General features: G+C 60.8%; 3 protein-coding genes. All 3 read right to left on the bottom strand.

The window, feature by feature from the left end:
- Nucleotides 1-4,015, bottom strand: a 4,015-nt coding sequence (locus tag ATN38_RS14025; protein ID WP_218748137.1) for a non-ribosomal peptide synthetase, incomplete at its 3' end; no start/stop codon positions are given.
- A 272-nt stretch (nucleotides 4,016-4,287) separates the two neighbouring features.
- Nucleotides 4,288-18,195 (bottom strand): non-ribosomal peptide synthetase, encoded by a 13,908-nt coding sequence (locus tag ATN38_RS14020; protein ID WP_218748136.1) that lies wholly within the window; start codon nucleotides 18,193-18,195, stop codon nucleotides 4,288-4,290.
- A 93-nt stretch (nucleotides 18,196-18,288) separates the two neighbouring features.
- Nucleotides 18,289-24,428, bottom strand: a 6,140-nt coding sequence (locus ATN38_RS14015; protein ID WP_218748135.1) for a non-ribosomal peptide synthetase, incomplete at its 5' end; no start/stop codon positions are given.

The raw sequence follows: 24,428 nt of genomic DNA, 5'->3' as shown, positions 1-24,428 counted from the left end.
CCGACAACATCGTCGGCACGAAGTCCGTCACCGTCACACCCTGATCAGCGATCACCGACGCCAAATACCCCGGATCCCGATGACCGTCATGCGTGGCCACCACCAACCGAGCACCCACCGCCAACGGCAAGAAGAACCCCCACAACGACACATCGAACGTCGTCGCAGTCTTCTGCAAATACACATCCGACCCAGTCAGAACATACTGACCCTGCATCCACGCCATCTGATTGACGATCGCCTCATGCGAAACCGCCACACCCTTCGGCTTCCCCGTCGACCCCGACGTGAAAATCACATACGCAGCATTCGAACCCCGAAGCGGCGCAACACGATCCACATCCAACACCGGCGCATCCGAGAAACCGGACACATCCAACTCGTCAATCAACACCACATCGAACTCACCCGGCAACACCACACCGTCACCAGCAGTGGACAACACACACACCGGCGCCGCAGTACCGAGAATATGACCATTGCGCTCGACCGGATGATCCGGATCCAACGGCACATACGCCCCACCCGCAGCAACCACCGCATACATACCCACAACAAGATCAACCGACCGACGCATCGCCAACGCCACCAACGACTCCGGCCCCACACCCACCGAAACCAAATACCGCGCAAGGCGATTCACCCGAGACCCGAACTCCGCATACGACAGAGACTGCCCCTCGAACACCACCGCCACCGCATCCGGAGACGCCGCCACCTGCGCAACAAACCCGTCGAGCAACAAAGCACCAACAGTCAACTCGTGAACAGTGTCATTGACCGCCACCAACACCTGCGAACGCTCGTCCTCACCGAGCAACTCCACATCCCCGACAACCGAATCAGGCTCCGCCACCATCGCTTCCAGAACCCGAACCAACCGCTCCGCAAACGAGACAACCGTCGACTCGTCGAACAAATCCGTCGCATACGTCAACGACATCGGCATCCCCACACCGACGCCGTCCTCCTCCAACGGTGACACCGTCAACTGCAGATCGAACTTCGCGATCTCCACACCCGCGTCGAAACCGGCAATCGACAGTCCCGGCAGTTCCAAGACACTCTGCGCCATGTTCTGGAAGAACACCGCAACCTGGAACAACGGATGATGAGCCTGCGACCGCGCCGGATCAAGCACCTCCACCAACCGCTCGAACGGAACATCCTCGTTGCCGAACGCCCCCAGATCGACCTCACGAACCCGACCCAACAACTCCGAGAACGACTCCGAAGAATCCACCTCCGTCCGCAACACCAACGTATTGACGAACATCCCGATCAAATCATCAAGCTCCGGCTCGCCCCGCCCAGCGATCGGCGAGCCCACCACAACGTCATCACTACCACTCAACCGCGCCAACACCACCGCCAACGCCGCATGCACCACCATGAACAACGACACACCACGATCAAGCGCCAACTGCTCGAGCGCCCGATGCAACCGCACATCAACCGAGAACTGGTAACTAGCACCACGATTGGACGCAACCAACGGCCGCGAACGATCCGCCGGCAACTCGATCCGCTCCGGCAACCCCGCCAACACCGACGTCCAATACCCCAACTGCTCAGACATCAACGACGACGGATCACCCTCGGACCCCAACACCTCACGCTGCCACAACGCGTAATCCGCATACTGCACCTCGAGCGGCGCCCACCCCGGAACCTGTCCACCCGCACGCGCCACATACGCCATCGACACATCACGCACCAACGGCCCCATCGACACACCATCAGCAGCAATATGGTGAACCACCAACGCCAACACAAACTCCGACGAACCCGTCTGGAACAAACGAACCCGCAACGGCACCTCAGAAGTGACATCAAACCCCTCAGTCACCACCGGCGCCAACACACCCAACAAATCAGCCTCATCGGTCGGCACCGCAGAAATATCCACAGCGAACCCACCCACCGGAAGAACCTGCTGGAACCCGACCCCCTCGAACTCCGGATACACCGTCCGCAAAATCTCATGCCGCGCAACAACATCCGACACAGCAGCACCCAACGCCGCAACATCCACCACACCAGACAAACGCAACACAATCGGAATATTGTTCACACCCGACACAGCATCAAACCGCGACAAAAACCACATCCGCTGCTGCGCCAACGACAACGGCACCCGCTCCGGACGCACCCGAGCCGTCAACGCCACACGAGCACGCCCAGTGGAAGCTGCGAGCGCAGAGGCAAGCGACGACACGGTCGAAGACTCGAACAACGTCTTGACTTGTACCCGCACGTCGAAGACAGCACTCAACCGTGCTGCCAACTTCGCTGCGACAAGCGAATTGCCTCCAAGCTCGAAGAAGTCGTCATCCGCTCCGACCTGCTCCAGCCCGAGCAGTTCACCAAACACCGTGGCGATCTGGATTTCATCCTCAGTGGAAGGAACACGGAATGGACGAGACTCGAAATGCGGCTCCGGCAACGCGGAAGCATCCAACTTGCCCACGGGTGTCAACGGAATTTCACTGATGAGAACGACAGAGGCAGGCACCATATGCCTAGGCAATTCTTGTCTGCAGACGTCGAGCAGTTCCGTGATGTCTACCTCAGCTGCCGCTCGTGGCAGCACGTATGCCACCAGAGCCTGCTCCCCATTGTCGAGCTTGCGAGCGAGGGTTGCAACGAAGTCGACCGCCCGATGGGATGCAAGAACTGCGTCGATCTCTCCGAGCTCGACTCGGAAGCCTCGGATCTTCACTTGGGAGTCGGATCGCCCGACGTATTCGAGGTCCCGCGCACCCCCATCTGCGATGACCCAGCGTACGAGGTCACCACTGCGGTACATTCGTTCGCCCTGCGCTCCAAACGGATTCGCGATGAAACGGTCGGCAGTCATACCCGTCAGATTGTGATATCCGCGCGCAACCTGAGGCCCGGCAAGATACAGCTCACCTGTCGACCCGACTGGGACTGGCTGTAGCCGTGAGTCCAGAACCAGGGCGGAAGCCCCGCGAACAGGTCCACCAATTGTCACGCGGTCACCTGGTGCCAGTTTCGGGCTGATGTTGGTGACAATAGTCGTCTCGGTTGGGCCGTATCCGTTGTAGAAGGCCCTGTCCCGTCCCCACCGTGCAACAAGCTCAGGTGGGCATACCTCGCCACCGACTACAGCGGTGACGATGGAATCCAACCCCGAGGGATCGACAGAGGCCAACATTGACGGGGTTCCCACCACATGCGTGACGCATTCGGTTTTCAATAGTTCCGCGAGCTCGTCACCACCGTAAACGGTCGTCGGAACGATAACCATCGTCGCGCCGGAACCTATGGTAAGCAACAGCTCGAAGAGCGAAGTATCGAAGCTGGGGGTGGCGAAATGCAGAACCCTCGATTGGGCTGTGGCACCAAGTCGCTCAGCCTGTTCACTCAGCAAATTGCCCAGGCCTGCGTGCGTGACAACAACACCTTTCGGACGTCCAGTCGACCCTGAGGTGTAGATAACGTATGCAGGGTGTTCGGTTCGCAGAGTGCGAACACGGTCCGAATACGCCACCGGTTCGCCGGACATCGCTTCCGATGCCTGCGTCGTCTCGAGAGAATCGATCGCGATCCACCTCACAGACGATGGCAAATCAATACCTAATTCGCCGACGGTCAAGCCGATCGAGACACCCGAATCCTCGATCATGTACGCAACACGGTCAGACGGATAGTTCGGATCCACGGGCACAAAAGCTGCACCGGTCTTCGCGACTGCCCACACTGCCAGCACTGATTCGATTGACCGCGGGATGGACACGGCAACCCTGTCCTCCGGACCTACACCGCCGGCGATCAACATACGAGCCAGGCGAGACGACCGCGCATCCAATTCGGCGTAGGAAAGTGAGTGCCCCTCGAATCGCAACGCTTCCCTCGAAGGATCCAACTCGACGGCCGCCGCCAGCAACTGGGGCAGCAACAGTGTCCTCGCTCGGCGAGTGCGAGTGGGCCGCTCCCGTCGACTCTTGCGGGTAGCAGAGGTATCCGGCGTCACACCATCGGCGCTCATGCGGCCACGACCTGCGCTCGAACGGCGTGATGGAGGAGCTCGTGCTGCGTCAAGACATTTCACCTTCGCTTTGGTACTGCAGTTCGATCGGTATTCGCGGGAATCCGATCACTTCCGAGGTTCTACCCTTGACCTGGGCAAATCGAGTTCGACGTCCCGGTATGACCCCAGTAGTTGATCGGACACACCGAACCATTGTTACAGCTGTCGAGGAGTGGACATCATCGGACTGTTCGGGATAAGGGCGTCTATCTACTTCGAGAACGGCGGCGTCAGCTCAGAGTCCACGTCGCGGGATCACACGCCAGGCGTAGATCAGGCAAAGCTCCTTCGACGACATCTGTGAAGACGTCTGTCTGACCTACCGCGTGCGAAACCCACTCCTCCTCGAGGCGGCCGTGCACATCGGCATTTCGAGAATCTTCCGAGGACACAAGGACGACGCCGCCCACTACCCCTGCCAGCAGAATCGTTAGAACCGAGGTTTCATCGTCGTCGGGACCGAAGTACATCAAACGCGATTCGTAGTCGACCTCGTGCTTTTGCGACATGGCATCCAACTTCGCCGCGAGCTCTCCCTGGGTGATCTGGTCAGAGGCTGATCCGGTAACCACGACCGCGACGTCGTCCACATTGAGCGGACGAACCCGGTCCGCGTAGTTCACGGAACGACTCGAATACGACGCCACCAATTCGACAACATCGGACTCGTTCAGGTCGAGGATCGTATCCAGCGCAATATCAGAATCTGCACTGCCCGAAGTCAGCGTCAAGGCCACACTCGGGTTTGTTCCTCTTCCAGGCGTACGCACTGCGCCTGTTGTAGCTCCCACGAGTACTGCCGCGCCTGCTTTGGACAGCGCCCAGATCGTTACTACCAGTTCGATGCCACGCAGCCCTGTCATCGCAACTGCGTCGCCCGGGCCGATCCCAAGACTGATGAGGTGGCGCGCAAGGCGAGATGATCGTGCATCGACCTCGTGGTATGTCACTTCCTCTTCATCGCACACGACTGCGACGGCGTCAGGATCAGCCTCTATGGAGTTCGCCAATAGCTGTGGCACAAGTCTGCCCGTCGAAGCGCCAACTGCCGGGGGTGGCGTTGTGTCCACGGAGCCGAGGACTTCTGCTCGTTCGGAGTCGGTGAGCAGTTCGATGTCACCAATCGGACGTGAAGGATCCGAGGAGACCCGATCTAGAACGCGGACGAAGCGCTCGACATGTGCGTCGGCGGTTGCTTGGTCGAAAAGGTCCGCAGCGAAAACCAAATGGCCGAGCAACCCTCCCGTTACCGGATCTGAACTGAGATTGAGTTGGAGGTCGAACTTCGCAGTCGCCTCCACACCCTCGACAGCCGTGATCTTCAAATCCGGCAGACTGAACTCGGCTCCTGCCATCGGTTCGACCGACAGTGCAACCTGGAAGAGCTCGCTCGCTGACGCCGACACGACGCCGGTTACTTCCTCGAACGGGATGTCTCCGTTCGCAAATGCCTCGAGATCGACGTTTCGGACGAGCGAGACCAAGTCGCCGAATCCCGCTCCGAGATCCGGAGCGGTCCTGAGTGCAAGCGTGTTGACGAACATTCCGACTATGTCGTCCAGTTGCTGCTCACCTCGCCCGGCCACTACCGTTCCGATCGCGAAATCTCGGCTTCCACTCAACCGTGCGATGAGAACTGCAAGCGCAGCGTGCACAACCATGAACAATGTGGCGTTGTGTTCGCGCGCAATCTCGTTGAGCCGCGCCGCCGTCTCCGCGTTGACGGAGAACTCCGAGACACCGGCACGTGCAGACATCTGCGCGGGTCGCTGACGGTCGGAAGGCAATCCGGGCGTCGACGACACACCGTCCAACGTCCGGCGCCAGAAGTCGAGTTGCCGTGCAGCCTGTGAGCCGACCTCGCCGGCGCTACCGAGTACTTCGCGCTGCCAGATCGCGAAGTCCGCGTACTGAACAGTCAACGGCGTCCACGACGGCGCGGTGCCGCGCACGCGAGCCTCGTAGGCAACCATCATGTCTCGGGCAAGAGGTCCCATCGATTCACCGTCAGCGGCGATGTGATGAGCGACCAAGACGAATATGAAGTCTGCCGGGCCCAACTCGAGCAACCCAGTGCGTACAGGTACCTCCTGAGCTACGTCGAATCCGGTCGTCACCAACTCCACGACGCGATTGAACGCCGCGGCCTCGTCGTCTACCTGAATCGTCTCGAGAGGCGAAAGGAGTTCGTCGACCGCGACGATCTTCTGAACCGGCCCTTCGATGTCACTCGGGTAGCTGGTCCGGAGTGACTCGTGTCGAATCAAAACGTCGTGAAGAGACTGACGCAAAGCCGCGACATCCAAGTTCCCCGTCAATCGCAGTGCCAACGGAATGTTGTATGCCGCAGAACCGGGATCCATCTGGTTGATCAACCACATACGCTGCTGCGCCAAGGACAGAGGGAGGCGTTCTGGACGTTCCCGCGCTTCCAGCTCCATCCTCGCACCGGAGCCTGCAGTTTTTTGCGCTACTGCCGCCAAACCTTCCACTGTCGAGTTCTCGAACAGCACACGCACCGGGACCTGCGCATCGAGCGCCTGCCCCAGCCGTGCTGCCAACCTGGTAGCGATCAACGAATTACCACCCAGCGCAAAGAAATCGTCATCCAGACCGACTCGCTCCACACCCAACACATCGCCGAACACCGACGCGACAATTTCCTGCACCGCTGTGACCGGCGCCCGAAACTCCGCTGCCTCGAACACCGGTGACGGGAGGGCCTTTCGATCCAACTTGCCCGACGCATTGAGAGGAAGCTCGTCGAGGACAAGAACCTTCGAGGGCACCATGTACGCCGGAAGCACGGCCCGGGCCGACTCCAGAACTTCCGACGCATCTACTGCAGTTCCTACGACATACCCGACCAGGCTGTCGCCGAACGTAGCATCGCTGTGCAGGACGACCACCGCGTCTGCAACCGCCTCGTGCGAGATCAGAGCAGATTCGATCTCGCCGAGTTCGATGCGTTGCCCCCGCAATTTGACCTGGAAATCCGACCGGCCGATGTACTCCAGCTCGCCCCGACCGTTCCACCTGACCAGGTCGCCGGTTCGGTACAACCTACTACCGCCGCCTGATTCATGCTCTCCCACAACCACAAAGGGGTTGGCGACGAAACGTTCCGCAGTCAACGCCGCTCGGTTTCCGTATCCGCGACCGACGCCGACACCGCCGACGTACAACTCACCGATCACGCCCGGTGGCACCAGACCCAACGACCGATCCAGAACGAACAGATCGATGTTCGGCACCGGCGCACCGATCGGAACGCTGACGGTGTCATGCGCAGTCACCGCGTGGAACGAGACCACGTCCGACGCTTCCGTCGGGCCGTAGCTGTTCACCACGCGTACTCCGCCTGACAACAAACTGCCAAGACGATTAAGCCGGATCGACTCGCCTCCAAGGAACACAACATCGAGAACGCTCAAAGCAGAATCCTCGTCGGAATCCACCACGGCTTCGAACGCGCTCGGCGACATGTTCGCCACTGCAACGTCACCGTGCCCGACGCGAGCAACGATCGCATCCGGATCGAAACCGTCTGGGGCAAGCACTACGCTCCGACCGCTGCTCAACGCTGCCCAGACGTTCTTCTGCGTCAAGTCGAAACTCGGTGACGACGCGATCAATAGACCACCAGTTTCGGGCAACTCGCTGCGGTACCAGGCCACCGTGTTCTCGATGCCGGCCATCGGCACCAACGTCGGCTTGGGACGACCCGTCGAACCGGATGTCGAAATGACATACCCCAAGCGGTCCCCCGCACCGAGTTCACGCCATCGAGCCGTCGGCCTCTCCACCATCGGCGAATCGCGCATGATGTTGTCGAGGACGATCACGTCCACCGCCAGATCGAGAGTCGTCGTACTCACCGCGCATCGGGCGCCGGTGTCGGCGATTATCGCTTCGATCCGATCCTGTGGGTACGACGGATCGATCGGCCCGTACGCAGCACCCGCCTTCCACGCCGCCAACATACCTACGACCCACTCGACCGACCTCGGCACGATCAACGCGACGACGTCATCCGGACCGACGCCGGCCGCCGTCAATCGCTCGGCCACCACGTTTGCGTAGGCGTCGAGCTGCCCATAGGTCAGCGCCTCGCCATCGCACTCGACGGCAAGAGAATCAGGCGTCCGCCCAACCTGTTCTTCGAACATCGCAGTCAAGGACGCGCCTGCCAACGCTGTGCGCCCACCAGCGGACCAGCTGAGAAGGTTGCTGCGCTCAGCAGCGGTAAGTACGTCGATATCACCCAACCGAACTGACGGATCAACAGTGATCTCAGCAAGGATGCGCCCGAACCTGCCGGCAAAGCCTGCCACCGTCGACTCGTCGAACAGATCCGTCGCGTACGTGAACTGCGCCGCCATCCCCGCCGGGGCACCCGCCTCGTCAAACTGCTCGACCATGGTCAGCTGCAGATCGAACTTGGCCGCCACCGCGTTGGCGTCGATTCCCGCAACTGTCAGATCGCCAAGTCGAAGCACCGACTGCTCCATGTTCTGGAACGACAGCATCACCTGGAACAACGGATTACGAGCCTGCGACCGCGCCGGATTGAGCACCTCCACCAACCGCTCGAACGGCAGATCTACGTGCGCAAACGCACCCAGATCGCCCTCACGAACCCGACCCAACAACCCCGAGAACGACTCCGAAGAATCCACCTCCGTCCGCAACACCAACGTATTGACGAACATCCCGATCAAATCATCGAGAACCTGCTCACCACGACCCGCCACCGGAGTACCGATCGCAATATCGGACGTCCCCGACAACCGCGACAACAACACCGCCAACGCCGCATGCACCACCATGAACAAGGACGAATTCGACTCACGGGCAATTTTTTTCAAAGAATGATGCTCTGGCGCGTCGATAACGAAAGCGTGTTTGGCGCCACGATTGGACGCCACCGCCGGCCGCGGACGATCAGCCGGCAAATCCAACTGATCCGGCAACCCCGACAACGCCGACTCCCAGAAACCGATCTGACGCGAAATCAACGACCCCGCATCATCTTCCGACCCCAAAGTCTCCCGCTGCCACAACGCGTAATCCGCATACTGCACCGCCAACGGCGCCCACCCCGGCACCTCACCCCGAGAACGAGCCTCGTACGCCACCATCACATCACGGGTCAACGGCCCCATCGACACACCATCACCACTGATGTGATGAACCACCAACGCCAACACGAACTCCGACTCCGACACCGCGAACAACCGCGCCCGAACCGGAACCTCCACCGCCACATCGAAACCAGCCGACAAGAACTCCGTCACCGCACCAACGACATCGGACTCCGACACCACAACCGGCGACAAATCCAACCGCACCCGATCCGCAGACAACACCTCCTGGAACCCGACACCGTCGACCTCCGGATACACCGTCCGCAAAATCTCATGCCGCACAACAACATCCGAGACCGCAGCGTCCAACGCCGCCACATCCAACAACCCCGACAACCGAATCGCCACCGGAATATTGTTCGCCGACGACAACGTATCGAAACGGTTCAAGAACCACATCCGCTGCTGCGCCAACGACAACGGCACCCGCTCCGGACGCACCCGAGCAGTCAACGCCGCCCGCGCACCCGAACCAATCTCCGACTCCATCCGCGCAGCCAACAACTCCACCGACGACGCCTCGAACAACACCCGCACCGGAACCTGTGCATCGAGCGCCTGCCCCAACCGAGCGGCCATTCGAGTAGCAATCAAAGAGTTTCCGCCGAGTGCGAAGAAGTCGTCATCCAGACCCACTCGCTCGACCCCGAGTACCGCCGAGAAAACAGAAGCGACAATTTGTTCTACCGGCGTGACCGGGGCCCGGAACACCGCAACCTCGAACACCGGCTCCGGCAACAACTTCCGATCCAACTTCCCAGACGAGTTCAGAGGCAACTCGTCCAAGACCATGATCGCGTTCGGAATCATGTAGACAGGTAGCGATTCAGGAAGCGCATTCCTCAAGACTTCTACGTCGATCACAGAATCCGGGACCGCGATCACATATGCGACCAGCTGATCGCCCATATCGGTGGATGCCACAGTGACCACACACTGAGCTACCGTCGAATGCGCCAGCAGAGCTGACTCGATCTCACCCAGTTCGATCCTCTGACCACGGAATTTGACCTGAAAATCGGTACGCCCGACATACTCGAGTTCGCCTGCGGTGTTCCACCACACCAGGTCCCCGGTGCGATACATCCGACTGCCACCGGGATTGATTTCACCGTTCGTGTCGCTCGCCTCCACAAATGGGTTCGCGACAAAACGATCACTGGTGAGATCGGGTCGCGCGACGTAACCGCGCGCCAGTTGATCACCGGCCAGATACAGCTCACCCGCAACGCCTACCGGCACCGGCTGCAACCGACTGTCCAACACGTAGACCTGCGAGTTCCACTCGGGCACCCCGATCGGAATCCCTGTTGATTCCGATCCATCGACCTCGTAGTAGGTGATCGAGACCGCAGCCTCGGTTGGGCCGTACACATTGTGCAGGCCTGCAGACGACACCTGAGCGAATGCACGCACCGTCTCGACCGGCAATGCCTCACCGATCACGAATACGTCCCTCAGTGACACCAATGCGTGTTCCGGAACCGAAGTCGCGAAGACGGTCAACATCGATGGAACGAAGTCCGTCAGCGTCACCCGATGATCTTCGATCAGACGAGCCAGATACGCGGGATCTCGATGGCCGTCGTGAGATGCCAGCACCACTCTCGTACCGGACAAAAGCGCAGTGAAGTATCCCCACAACGAGACGTCGAATGTCGTAGCAGTCTTTTGCAAATAGACGTCTTCTGGGCCGATGGCGTACTGATCCTGCATCCACAGGACCTGGTTCACGATGGCGTGATGCGACACCGCAACGCCTTTGGGCTTGCCCGTGGAACCCGAGGTGAAGATCACGTAGGCGGCATTCACATCATGCAGACGACCGCGACGATCAGCATCGGAAACGACTGAAGCCGAGTAGCTCGAAAGATCGACACCGTCGATCAACAGCACGTCGGCGCCGTTCGGCGCTACGAAAGCATCCCGCGTCGTCGACAGCACACAGACCGGATCGGCCGTCGTGAGGATGTGCCCGATCCGCTCGGCCGGGTGATCAGGATCCAAGGGCACGTAGGCTCCGCCCGCGGCGATCACCGCGTACATACCCACTACGAGATCGAGCGATCGACGCATCGCCAAGGCCACCAACGATTCGGGCCCGACCCCGTTGTCGATCAGCTTGCGTGCCAACTTGTTCACACGTTCCGACAACTCGCCATAGGTCAGCGACTGGCCGTCGAACACCACGGCAACAGCATCGGGTGCCAACGCAACGCGGGTGTCGAACAGCGAAGCCAACGTCTCGCTGTTCTCAACGTCATGCGCGGTGGAGTTGCGCGCAATCAACAGCGACTCGCGCTCGGCCTCCTCCAACAGTTCGATGTCACCCACGGTGATCGACGGATCCACGACCACCTGCTCGAGGATCCTGGTGAACCGATCGGCAAATCCACGAATGGTCGACTCGTCGAATAGGTCTGTGGCGTATGCGAACTCGGCGAACATGCCAGATTCGTGCGTATCTTCGATGCGAGGAGCGAGGGTCAGTTGAAGGTCGAATTTCGCGATACCCGCGTCGAACTCGAGACCCGACACCTCCAAACCTGAAAGCTCCAACGCATCCTGCGACATGTTCTGGAAGAACAGCGCGACCTGGAACAGCGGGTGATGTGCCTGCGATCGGGTGGGATCGAGCACCTCGACCAACCGCTCGAACGGAACATCGCCGTTGCCGAGCGCCTGAAGGTCTGTCCTCCGCGTTGCCGAGACGAGCGCACTGAACGAACTGGCGAGGTCAACAGGAGTCCGCAGAACCAGTGTATTCACGAACATACCGATCACATGGTCGAGCGCCTTTTCGCCTCGCCCTGCAACCGGGGTACCGATCACGATGTCACTGGTACCGGACAACCTTGCGAGAAGCACGGCGAGGGCCGAATGCATCACCATGAACAGCGACGCGTTCCGCTCGCGTGCAAGTGAGTCCAAGCTCGACCGAAGCTCTTCACTGACGGAGAAGCGGTACGTAGCGCCACGATTCGAGGCGACGACCGGGCGGGATCGGTCAGCTGGTAACGCAAGCACTTCCGGAGAGTCGCGGAGGACGGAGCGCCAGTGGTCCAGCTGAGCCGAGATCAACGAATTCGGGTCGTCCTCGTCGCCGAGGACCTCCCGCTGCCAGAGTGCATAATCGGCGTACTGCACCTCGAGCGGAGTCCAATTCGGAACGCCATTCGAAACCCGAGCGGCGTAAGCAACCATGACATCCCGAGTCAACGGACGCATCGAGAACCCGTCCGCTGCGATGTGATGCATAACGAAGGCGAGAACAAATGCGTCCGCCCCCACCTCGAACAACTGCACACGGAACGGTACCGACATTGTCACATCGAACCCTGCCAGAGCGAGCGTCAGCAGTGCCTCTTCGATCCGAGTTCCGCCCAGAGTGACTGGGGTGAGATCAAAAGATACCTCTGAGGCAGGCAGAATCACCTGCTGACCTTGCCCACCCGCCTCGGGGTAGATCGTCCGTAGCGATTCGTGCCGATCCACCACATCCGATACGGCCAACTGCAGTGCCGACAGATTCAACTGGCCACTCAAACGCAGCGCAATCGGAATATTGTTGACGGCCGATTCGGGGTCGAAGCGGCTCAGGAACCACATGCGCTGCTGAGCAAGTGACAACGGAATCGTCGTGGGGCGAGGTCCCGCGACTAGTGCCGGAATGTTCCCGGAACTGACGTGTGACGAGATCGCCGCCGCCAGCGACTCTACATTCGAATTTTCGAACAGGACCCTCACTGGGATCGTCGTATCGAGCGCTCGCCCGAGCCTGGCGACCAATCGTGTGGCTACGAGCGAATTACCACCCAAAGCAAAGAAATCATCATCCAACCCGACACGCTCGACCCCCAGAACGTCGGCAAAGACGCCCGCTACCGCCAACTCCGTATCAGTTGCGGGTGTTCGATACTCCCGCACCTCGAATACTGGCTCCGGCAACGCCTTCCGATCCAACTTACCGTTCACCGTCAGCGGAAGCTCCTCGAGCACCACCACAGCATCCGGAACCATGTACCCGGTCAGGAACTCGCTCACCCTCGTCGACACAACGGAAGCAGCAAGATCCATGCCAGCCTCGGGGACCACATACCCCACAAGACGATCACCGAGCGCAACATCCGAGCGCACAACCGCCACAGCGCCAGCCACCCCAGGCACACGCAACAACGCAGCCTCGACCTCGCCGAGTTCAATCCGGAACCCACGCAACTGAATCTGCGAATCACTTCGGCCCGCGTACTCGAGCACCCCGTCGACACTCCACCGCGCAATATCACCTGTCCGGTACATCTGATCACCGGAACCGCTGCGGCCGAACGGGTTCGCAACAAAACGACCAGCAGTCAACCCGGGCTGGCCCACATACCCACGCGAAAGCTGACCACCAGCGACATACATTTCGCCTCGAACACCCACCGGCACAGGACTAAGTCGATCGTCGAGTACGAACACCGACAATCCACCAAGGCCACGGCCGATCACCGAACCACTCGCCTCACGAACCATCACCGAATCGAGTGCCGAGAACGACACATGCACAGTGGTCTCGGTGATCCCGTACATGTTCACCAATCGCGGCGAACTATCGTCATGACGGTCATACCAACGCACCAATTGAGACAAATCCAGCGCCTCACCGCCGAAGATCACATGACGCAACGACAACGAACCGGCCGAATCGCCAGCCATCCGATCCGCCTCGGCGAACTGATAGAACGCCGAAGGAGTCTGATTGAGCACTGTCACTCGCTCCCGCACAACCAACTCACGGAACTGCTCCGGCGAGCGAGAAGTCAGGTAATCCACCACCACAACAGTGCCGCCGTACAACAGCGGGCCCCACAACTCCCACACCGAGAAATCAAACGCGTAACTGTGGAACAACGTCCACACGTCCGAACCATCGAAACCGAACCGCGGCTGAGCATTCGCAAACAACTCCACCACATTCCGATGACTGACCGCCACACCCTTCGGCTTCCCAGTCGAACCGGACGTATAGATCACGTAGGCAATATCGTCGGCACGCAACGCAGAACGACGATCACCGTCCGACACCGGCGAACCGTCGTAATTCGCCAAGTCCAACGCCATCACGTCAAGAACTGGCACCTCGACATCGACGACATCACCTGCAGCGACGACGCACACAGGACGCGCGTCCCCCAACGTATAAGCGATTCGCTCTGCCGGATACGTCGGATCAATCGGAAGATAGCCACCACCGGCCTTCACAACAGCCAACAACGTGACAACCAACTCGACCGACCGCGGCAAGATAACCGCCACCAACGACTCCGGACCAACGCCCGACTCGATCAGCTTGCGCGCCAACCGATTTGCCGCCTCATCCAGCTCGCCGAACGACAACCGGCGACCCTCGAACACCACGGCAGTCGACGAAGCCTCACCCACAACCCTCGCGTCGAACATCGAAACCAACGTCGTGCCGGGCTCGACCTCGACACCAGGAACCATCCAAGAATCCAAAACGTCCGAACGCTCGGCAGCATCGAGCAAATCGATATCACCGACCACCACCGTGGCATCCGCTGCAATCGCTTCAAGAATCACAGTCAACCGGCCGGCGAAAGATTTCACCGATGCCTCGTCAAACAAATCCGTCGCATAAACGAGTGCCACGCTCAGGCCCCCTGACGCAGCAGTCGCGTCGGACTCCCAGATCGTGAACTGCAAGTCGAATTTGGCTGTCGCCGAATCGACATCGAGCCCAGAGATGATCAATCCCGGTACCTCGAGGCTGCTTTGCGTGCTCTGCCCAAGATTCTGCATAGAGAGCATCACCTGAAACAGCGGATTCCTCGACTGCGATCGCGAGGGATTGAGCACCTCCACCAACCGCTCGAACGGAACGTCCGAGTTACCGAATCCATCGAGATCGATATCTCGAACCCGGGCGATCAAGTCGATGAAAGACATGTTGACGTCAACATCTGTGCGGAGCACGAGCGTATTGACGAACATCCCGATGAGGTCATCGAGAGCTTGATCGCCTCGACCGGCGACCGGAGTGCCGATCGCAATGTCCGAAGTCCCGGACAACCGCGCCAGCAGAATCGCCACGGCACTGTGCAACACCATGAACAGTGATGCATTGTTGTCCAGTGCAATTCGATTGAGAGCCTGGTGAAGGTCAGGCTCGATCGTGAATGTGTGCCCGGCTCCCCGGTTCGACGCGACGCGCGGGCGCGGGCGGTCCGACGGAAGATCGAGCTGATCGGGAATACCGGCCAATGCGTGGCGCCAGTAGTCGACCTGGCGAGTGATCAGAGAATCCGGGTCGTCCTCACTGCCGAGAACCTCGCGCTGCCACAGTGCAAAGTCGGCGAACTGTACGGGCAGCGGAGCAAGATCGTGCGAAATTCCCTGTGTCCGAGACACATAAGACGAAACGATGTCCTTGGTCAACGGTCCCATGGAGAACCCGTCACCGCTGATGTGATGGACGACGAACACGAGGACGAATTCGTCGGCGGCGAATTGGAAGAGTGCCGCCCGAATCGGAACCTCGGTGGTCACGTCGAATCCCGGAGTCACGAAGTCGGTCACGCGCTCGACGATCGCCGACTCGTCCACCCGTATGGGAGTCAGGTTCGGTACCACGGCTGCAATGTCGACCAGGCGCTGATATCCGACGCCGTCGACCTCCGGGTACACAGTCCGAAGGATCTCGTGCCGCTCGATCAAATCCTCGAGTGCGCCTTGCAACGCATCGACATCGAGCGCTCCGCTGAGCCGCAGCGCGACCGGAATATGGTCGACTGCCGATTCTGGTTCGAATCGATTGAGGAACCACATGCGCTGCTGTGCCAAAGACAGCGGAACCAACTCGGGGCGCTCGCGAGGGATCAGGGGAACGTGAGCCTTGCGGTCTTCTGAGATTTTCGCTTCGTCGATGAAGACGGCAAGTTCTGCGGCGGTGGGTGCGTCGAAGAAGTTGCGCATGTCGATGGCGATGCCGTGTTCGGCATTGATCCGCGCAACCACGCGAGTGGCGAGCAACGAGTTGCCGCCCAGTTCGAAGAAGCCGTCATCTGCCCCTACCCGATCCTGCCCGAGTAGATCGGCAAAGATCGCGACCACACCGGCTTCGGTGGGTGTCGCGGGCTCGCGGTACTCAACCGTCTTCGACACGAATTCGGGTGTGGGCAAAGCCTTTCGATCCAGTTTGCCGCTGGCGTTGAGCGGAAACTCGTCCAGTTCGACGAACATGGCAGGGATCATGTAGTCGGGTAGCCGTTCGCCAAGCGACGACGTCAGATTCTCAGAATCGATACCCTCGGCGACGATGTAGGCCACCAAGTTGTCACCGATCGTTTCGTCCGAATGGACGATCACCACGGCTTGGGAAACACCTTCGCAATCGAGCAGTGCCGCCTCGATCTCACCGAGCTCGATGCGCAGACCGCGGAGCTTGACCTGAAAGTCGGTGCGACCGATGTATTCGAGCTGACGGTTCGCTCCGGCACCGCGCCAGCGCACCAGGTCTCCGGTTCGGTACATCCGGGATCCGTCAGTAGCGCCGGGCCGCGCCACGAAGCGGTCTGCCGTGAGATCGGGACGCGACACGTATCCCCTGGCCAGCTGAATCCCGGCAAGATAGAGCTCTCCTGCTACACCCGACGGCGAGGGCCGCAGCGCATCGTCGAGCACCAGGAGCTCGGTGTCCGCAACTGCTGCACCGATCGGCACCGACACCTGATCCTGCTCGCCGGTTTCGTAATAAGTCACGTCGACGGCGGCTTCGGTCGGGCCGTACAGGTTGTGGAGTCCAGCGCTGCTGACCTCGCGCAGACGTGCCGCCGTTCGAGCCGGCAACGCCTCACCGGAAGCGAACACGTAGCGAAGGGTTTTGACCTGCGCAACAAGGGGTTCGGCGACGAACACGGCGAGCATCGACGGCACGAAGTGCACCGCCGTCACTCCGCGCTCGATCATCGTGCGAGCCACGTACACCGGATCACGATGTCCGTCGGGTTCCGCGATCACCAGCGATGCACCGACCTGCAGCGGCCAGAAGAACTCCCACACGGACACATCGAAAGTGAAGGGTGTCTTCTGCAAGATCACGTCGTCGGCAGTGAATCCGTACTCGGTCTGACGCCATTGCAGGTTCGCGACGATGGCACGGTGAGAGACTGCAACGCCTTTGGGGCGTCCGGTCGATCCGGACGTGAAGATGACATACGCAGTGTTGTCCGCGCGCAGCGGCGCCAACCGGTCGGCGTCGGTGACAGTTGTCTCGGCACGACCCGACAAGTCGAGGGTGTCGACGTCGAGCGTGGGCGTACCGTGCGGCAGCACCACGGCATCGGACGTTCGTGTGAGCACAGCCGTGGGCTTCGCGATCTCGAGTACGTAAGCGAGACGGTCGGCAGGATGATCCGGGTCGAGTGGAACGTACGCGCCGCCGGCCTTGACGATCGCGTACATCGAGACGAGGAGATCGATCGATCGACGCATCGCGAGACCGACGAGGCTGTCCGGTCCGACACCTGCCGCGACGAGTTCACGGGCCAGGCGGTTCGCCCGCGCGTCGAACTGCGCGTAAGTGAGCTGCGTTCCGGCGTAATCCAGCGCGAGCGCATCCGGCGTCCGCTCGACCTGCTCGTCGAAGAGTCCTGCGAGGGTCACGTGTGCATCGGACTCCGACGCGACCTCCACGATCGAAGTGCCGTCGGTGATGAGACGGTCGACCACCGCGCCGAGACCGTCGGCCTCGCTGCCGATCAGCTCTGGCAGCACCGTGGAAACGACAACAGGAACCAGGGCATCCGCCCCCAATGCCCCACCCATCGCGGTGTCGAGAGTGACCAACTCGTCATTGAGTCGTCCGTAGCTGATTTCGGTTCCACCGTGGCTCAGAGCCACACGATCAGGATCTACCGCCGCAACTGCAGCCACCAACTTCGGCAGATCTTCGATCGTCAGCGACTGCGGTCCCGGAATACCGACGGACATCTACACTTCCTCCAACTGACTTTCGTGAAGTGCGCCCCGGTCGAGCACAGCGTTCTGCTCGGCCGGAGGCGTTCACTGGGCAAATACTGAATGTTACCCGGCCGTACCCCCACGGCCCGCTGACACCGACTGTGCGTCAGCTATCACCGAGCTCACAAGTGTGGCGAGACCGTCGACGCCAAGTGCCGGCAGGATGCCCGGAACAAGTCCGGCGAGCGACACAGAAACCAGAGCATCGGGGGCGAGAGCAGCCCCCATGGCGGTACGCATGGCAACGAGCTTGGTCGACAACTCACCGAAGGTGACAGCCTGATCACCGTGGGTGAACGCAATTGCCTCAGGATCGGCGGCCGCCGCTGCGGCTGCCAGTTCGGGTAGGTCTGCCGCGGACTTCGGCTCGGCAGCGCTCGCTTCCTCGCGTTCCTGCTCGGTCACGATGTCGATCGTGCGAATCACGACCCCGGGATCGGTCACCAGTTCTTCGAGCACCCGCCCGAATCGCGCCGCAAAAAGCGCGATGGTCGATTCCTCGAACAGGTCGGTCGCATAGGTGAAACGCATCCTCAGCCCGGACAGCACCCCGGCATCGTCGAATTGCTCGATACCGGTGAGCTGCAGATCGAACATCGCCTGGTCGAAACCGTTGTCGACCGCAGAGAGCTCGAGGCCCGGGAGCTGGAACGTACCGAGAGCCATGTTCTGGAAGGTGAGCATGACCTGGAAGAGCGGCGAGTATGCGTGAGAGCGCTCTCGCCCCAGTTCGTCGACCAACCGCTCGAACGGTACGTCGGCATTGGCGAATGCCGACAAGTCCTTGTCCTTCACGTGTGCCAGAACGTCGACGAACGTCGAAGCAGGCGCGATCTCTGTTCGCAAGACCAACGTGTTGACGAACATCCCGACAAGATCGTCGAGCGCCCGCTCACCTCGACCCGCGATCGGCGTCCCGATTGCGATGTCGTTCGATCCACTCATCTTCGCCAGCAGCACGGCCAGGGCAGTGTGAACCACCATGAAGACTGTCGAGTTCTGCTCCCGTGCGATCGTCGCGAGCCGGTTGGTGGTCTCGGAATCGACGGCAAACTCGAATTCCGCACCGCGCATGCTGGCCCGCGCCGGCCGCGGCCGGTCGGTCGGCAGTTCCAGAAGCTCCGGAGTGCCCTTGAGCTCGTTCACCCAGTACGCGAGTTGACGGCCCAGCTGACTGTCCGCGTCCTCCGGCGATCCGAGGACATCACGCTGCCACAGCGTGTAGTCAGCGTACTGCACCTCGAGCGGAGCCCACTCCGGCGTCTCCCCGCCGGTACGTGCGGTGTACGCAACCATGGTGTCTCTGATCAACGGAGCCATCGAGAAGCCGTCACCGCTGATGTGGTGAATGACAACGACGAGGACCCGCTCGGATTCGTCGACCTCGAAGAGACGGATTCGCAACGGAACGGCTGTCGTGACATCGAAGCCCTCGCGAACTGTGTCAGCCACCTGCTCGGCGACCGACGCTTCGTCGGTCGCGATCACCTCCAGTCCCACCGCCGCTGCGGAGCGAGGCAGGATCATCTGAACCGGTCCGTTGCCCCGGTCCGGGTATACCGTCCGGAGCACTTCGTGACGCTCGATCAGATCCGACACCGCTGAGTGAAGTGCGTCGACATCGAGTGCGCCGGACAGCCGGATCGCGACGGGGATGTTGTACGCACCCGAGGTCTTGTCGAACTGATTGAGCACCCACATACGTTGCTGCGCCAACGACAGCGGAATCTCGTGCGGACGCACCTGAGCCACCAACGGTGGGCGGCCACCAGATCCCGCGTGTTCGAGAACCCTCGACGCCAATGCCCCGACAGTCGACGCCTCGAAGATCACGCGGACCGGAATCTGCGCGTCCAACGCCTCACCCAGCCTCGACACGACCTGCGTCGCGACGAGAGAGTTTCCGCCGAGCTCGAAGAAGTCGTCGTCGAGTCCGACCCTCGCCACACCGAGTACGTCAGCGAACACACCCGCCACGATCTCTTCGACGGGGTTGGTCGGCGCACGGAATTCGGTCGCCTCGAATTCGGGGTCGGGCAGGGCTTTGCGATCGACCTTGCCGTTGATGTTGAGCGGTAGTTCGTCCAAGACCGTCAATGCCGCCGGCACCATGTAACTCGGCAACTCAGCCACAAGAGTCCGCTTCAAGGTTTCGACATCGATGCTTTCCCCGCTTTGAGGAACGACGTAGCCGACAAGTCGATCACCGGTACGCGCATCCGACTTGGCCACCACCACCGCGGAGTCCACGCTGGCCTGCTTGCGAAGAAGCGCTTCGATCTCACCGAGTTCGATGCGGTAGCCACGGATCTTGACCTGGAAGTCGGCGCGCTCCACGTAGTCGAGTTCGCCGTTCTCCGTCCACCGGACGAGGTCGCCCGTGCGGTACAACCGCGAACCCGCGTCACCGAAGACGTTGGCCACAAATCGTTCCGACGTCAGATCCGCGCGCCCGTGATAGCCGCGAGCAAGCTGGGCACCGGCGAGGTAAAGCTCCCCGGTGACTCCGACGGGGACCGGATGCAAACGTGTGTCGAGCACGAACACCTGCGTGTTCCATTCGGGGGCACCGATCGGCACCGAGGTCGTATCGTCCGAGCCGACGACGTGCGCTGTCACCGAGACTGCGGCCTCGGTCGGACCGTACAGATTCACCAACTGGGCGTCGCTGAGTTCTGCGAACTCGGTCGCGGTCGCGGCCGGCAACGCTTCACCGATCGCGAGCACCTGACGGAGGGATTCCGGAAGGCGATTTTCGGACGCCGACTGCAACATCGCGAGCATCGACGGCACCACGTGGAGCGTCGTGACCTTCTCCCGAGTCATCAGGTCGAGCAGGTAGCTCGGGTCCTTGTGACCTTCGGGTTCGGCGATGACCAGTCGTGCACCGGAAGTCAGTGCCGACCAGAACTCCCAGACCGAGAGGTCGAATGTTGCCGCGGTCTTGAGCACCATCGCATCGGATCGGTCCAGGCTGTACTGATCGCGCTTCCAGAGAATCTGGTTGACCACCGCCTGATGCGAGATCGCGACGCCCTTCGGTCGCCCCGTCGATCCCGACGTGAAGATCACGTAGGCGGTGTTGCCCACTCGCAGTGGAGCAATACGATCCGCATCGGTAACCGTCGCTCCCGGGTAGGACGCGAGATCGATCGTGTCCACCTCGATCACGGAATCACCGAACGCCGGATTCTTCGCAGTGGTCGAGGCAGTGAGGACGCAGACCGGATCTGCCATGGTCAACACGTACTCGATGCGGTCCGCCGGGTGGTTCGGATCGATCGGTACGTATCCACCACCTGCCTTCACCACCGCGTACATGGCGACCAGCAGTTCGACCGATCGCTCGATTGCCAACGCGACCAACGACTCCGGACCGACACCGGTTGCAATCAGATGGCGTGCGAGACGGTTGACACGTGCATCGAACTCGGCGTAGGTCAGCGACGTGTTCCCGGCGATCACTGCCACCGCACCCGGGTTCGAACCGACCTGCTCGTCGAACAGTTCGACCAGAGTGACTCCCGGGACGGAGTGATCGGTCTCGTTCCAGCGGTTCAGGATCCGGTCGCTCTCGGACGAATCCAGCAGCGCGAAGTCGCCGACGGTCAACGACGGATCGGACGCGATCTCCGCGAGCAATCGCACGAATCGATCGGCGAAGTCCTGCACGGTCGACTCGTCGAACAGATCATGCGCGTAGCTGAACATCGACGTGATGCCGGCTGCAGATCCGTTCGCGTCGTACCGATCACTGACGATCAACTGAAGATCGAACTGCGCGACCCCGTTGTCGATATCGACGCCCTTGACGGTGAGCCCCGGAAGCTCGAGCCCTCCGGTTTCCATGTTCTGGAAGAGGAAGCCGACCTGATAGAGCGGATGACGAGCGGTCGAACGCGGTGGGTTGAGCACCTCCACGAGTCGCTCGAAAGGAACGTCCGAATGTGCAAATGCTTGAAGGTCGGTCTCCCTGACACGTCCGAGCAGGTCGAGGAACGGCGCGCCGCTGTCGATCTGCGTACGGAACACCAAGGTGTTCACGAACATGCCGATGAGATCGTCGAGTGCCCGCTCACCACGTCCTGCAATGGGTGTACCCACCGCGATGTCCTCGGTTCCGGACAGTCGAGCCAACAACATCGCGAACGCAGTGTGCGTGAGCATGAACAGCGTCGAATTGTTTGCCCTGGCAAGACCGCTCAACCGAGCATGCAACTCTGCATCGATATCGAAGTGCAGGTAACCGCCGCGGAAGGACTGCGTCGCGGGGCGCGGCCGGTCGGCGGGAAGTGCAAGCTGATCAGGCAGCCCGGCAAGAGCATTGCTCCAGTACGCAATCTGCTGCGAAGCAATAGATCCCGCGTCTTCCTCACTGCCCAGCACCTCTCGCTGCCACAGGCTGTAGTCGGCGTACTGAACGTCGAGAGGAGCCCAGGACGGTGTGTACCCGGCAACCCGCGAGGCGTATGCGGTCACGACATCCCGAGCGAACGGTGCCATCGAGGAACCGTCGGCGGAAATATGATGAATCGCGACACCGAGTACGTATTCGTCGGAAGCCAACTGGAACAACCGGATACGAATCGGAATCTCGCGTGTGACGTCGAAGCGCGTCGACGCCAGCGCGACCAACTCACCTTCGAGTTCGTCCACGCCAGTCGGTTCTGCGACGATTTGGTCCGACCAACTCGACACGGGCTTGACGACCTGCACCGGACCGTCTCCGATTTCCGGGTAGACGGTTCGAAGTGATTCGTGCCGCCCGATCACATCAGAAATCGCCGCGCTCAGCGCCGAGACGTCAAGATCGCCCTGAAGGCGCAGCGCCATCGGGATGTTGTATGCCGCTGCACTCCCGTCGAATCGGTTGAGGAACCACATACGCTGCTGCGCCAACGAAAGCGGAATCCGCTCTGGCCGCTCGACCGCGGTCAGCGCGACTCGCCCACCCGACCCGGTCCGGCTTTCGGCGTGCGCTGCGAGATCCTGCACCGTGGATGCTTCGAACAGAACTCGAACCGAAAGTTCGGTGTCGAGAGCATCGGCGATTCGTTTGATCGTGCGAGTGGCGTTGAGAGAGTTGCCGCCGAGCTCGAAGAAATCGTCATCGAGACCCACACGATCAACACCCAACACCTCGGCAAACACCGACGCAACGATCTCCTCCACCGCCGTCACCGGAGCCCTAAACACCGCAACCTCGAACACCGGCTCCGGCAACAACTTCCGATCCAACTTCCCCGAAGCATTCAGCGGAAACGCATCCAACACCACAAACTGCGACGGCACCATATACGACGCCAACCGCTCCCCCACACCCACCTTCACCACATCAACATCAACCGAAGACCCCACCGCAGCAGTGACATACGCAACCAACTGATCACGCCACACCACCACCACCACAGAACCCACACCCACCTGATCCCGAACCGCAGCCTCGATCTCCCCCAACTCGATCCGCTGACCACGCAACTTCACCTGAAAATCACTACGACCGACATACTCGAGCTCCCCCGACACACCGATCCACCGCACCACATCCCCCGTGCGATACATCCGCGAACCCACCCCACCGAACGGATTCGCCACAAACCGCTCCGCCGACAAATCCACCCGCCCGAAATACCCACGAGCGACCTGCACACCCGACAAATACAACTCACCCGCAACACCCACCGGCACCGGACGCAACCGCGAATCCAACACCAACACCGACGAATTCCACACCGGAGCACCCATCGGCACCACCACACCCACACCATCAAGCGGACCCGCCGCCGTCGCATGCACCGTGAACTCCGTCGGACCATACAAATTATGAACCTCAACCGACGGCAACACCGACAACACCCGACCCACCACCGACGCCGGCAACGCCTCACCCGCCGCGAAAATCACCCGCAACGAACCCAACCCACCACCACCGAGACGCGAAATCGTCGCCTCCGACGCGTCGACCAACTGATCGACGAACACCTCCAACATCGACGGCACAAACGAGACCATCGACACCGACTCCGCCGCCACCACCGACGCCAAATACCCCGGATCCCGATGACCGTCATGAGTAGCCACCACCAACCGAGCACCCACCGCCAACGGAACAAACAACTCCCACACCGACACATCGAACGTCACCGGAGTCTTGAACAACACCACATCAGAACCCGACACCGCATAACGCTCCGCCAACCACG

Origin of the sequence: Rhodococcus sp. FH8, assembly GCF_019266085.1 — a bacterium.
GTDB lineage: Bacteria > Actinomycetota > Actinomycetes > Mycobacteriales > Mycobacteriaceae > Rhodococcus_F > Rhodococcus_F qingshengii.
Note: the sequence above shows the minus strand (reverse complement) of the source record. Positions and strands in the feature narration are given on the sequence as shown.

Excerpts from the sequence above, each read along its gene's own strand:
- ATN38_RS14020 (WP_218748136.1), bottom strand. The coding sequence starts at position 18,195 with ATGTCCGTCGGTATTCCGGGACCGCAGTCGCTGACGATCGAAGATCTG.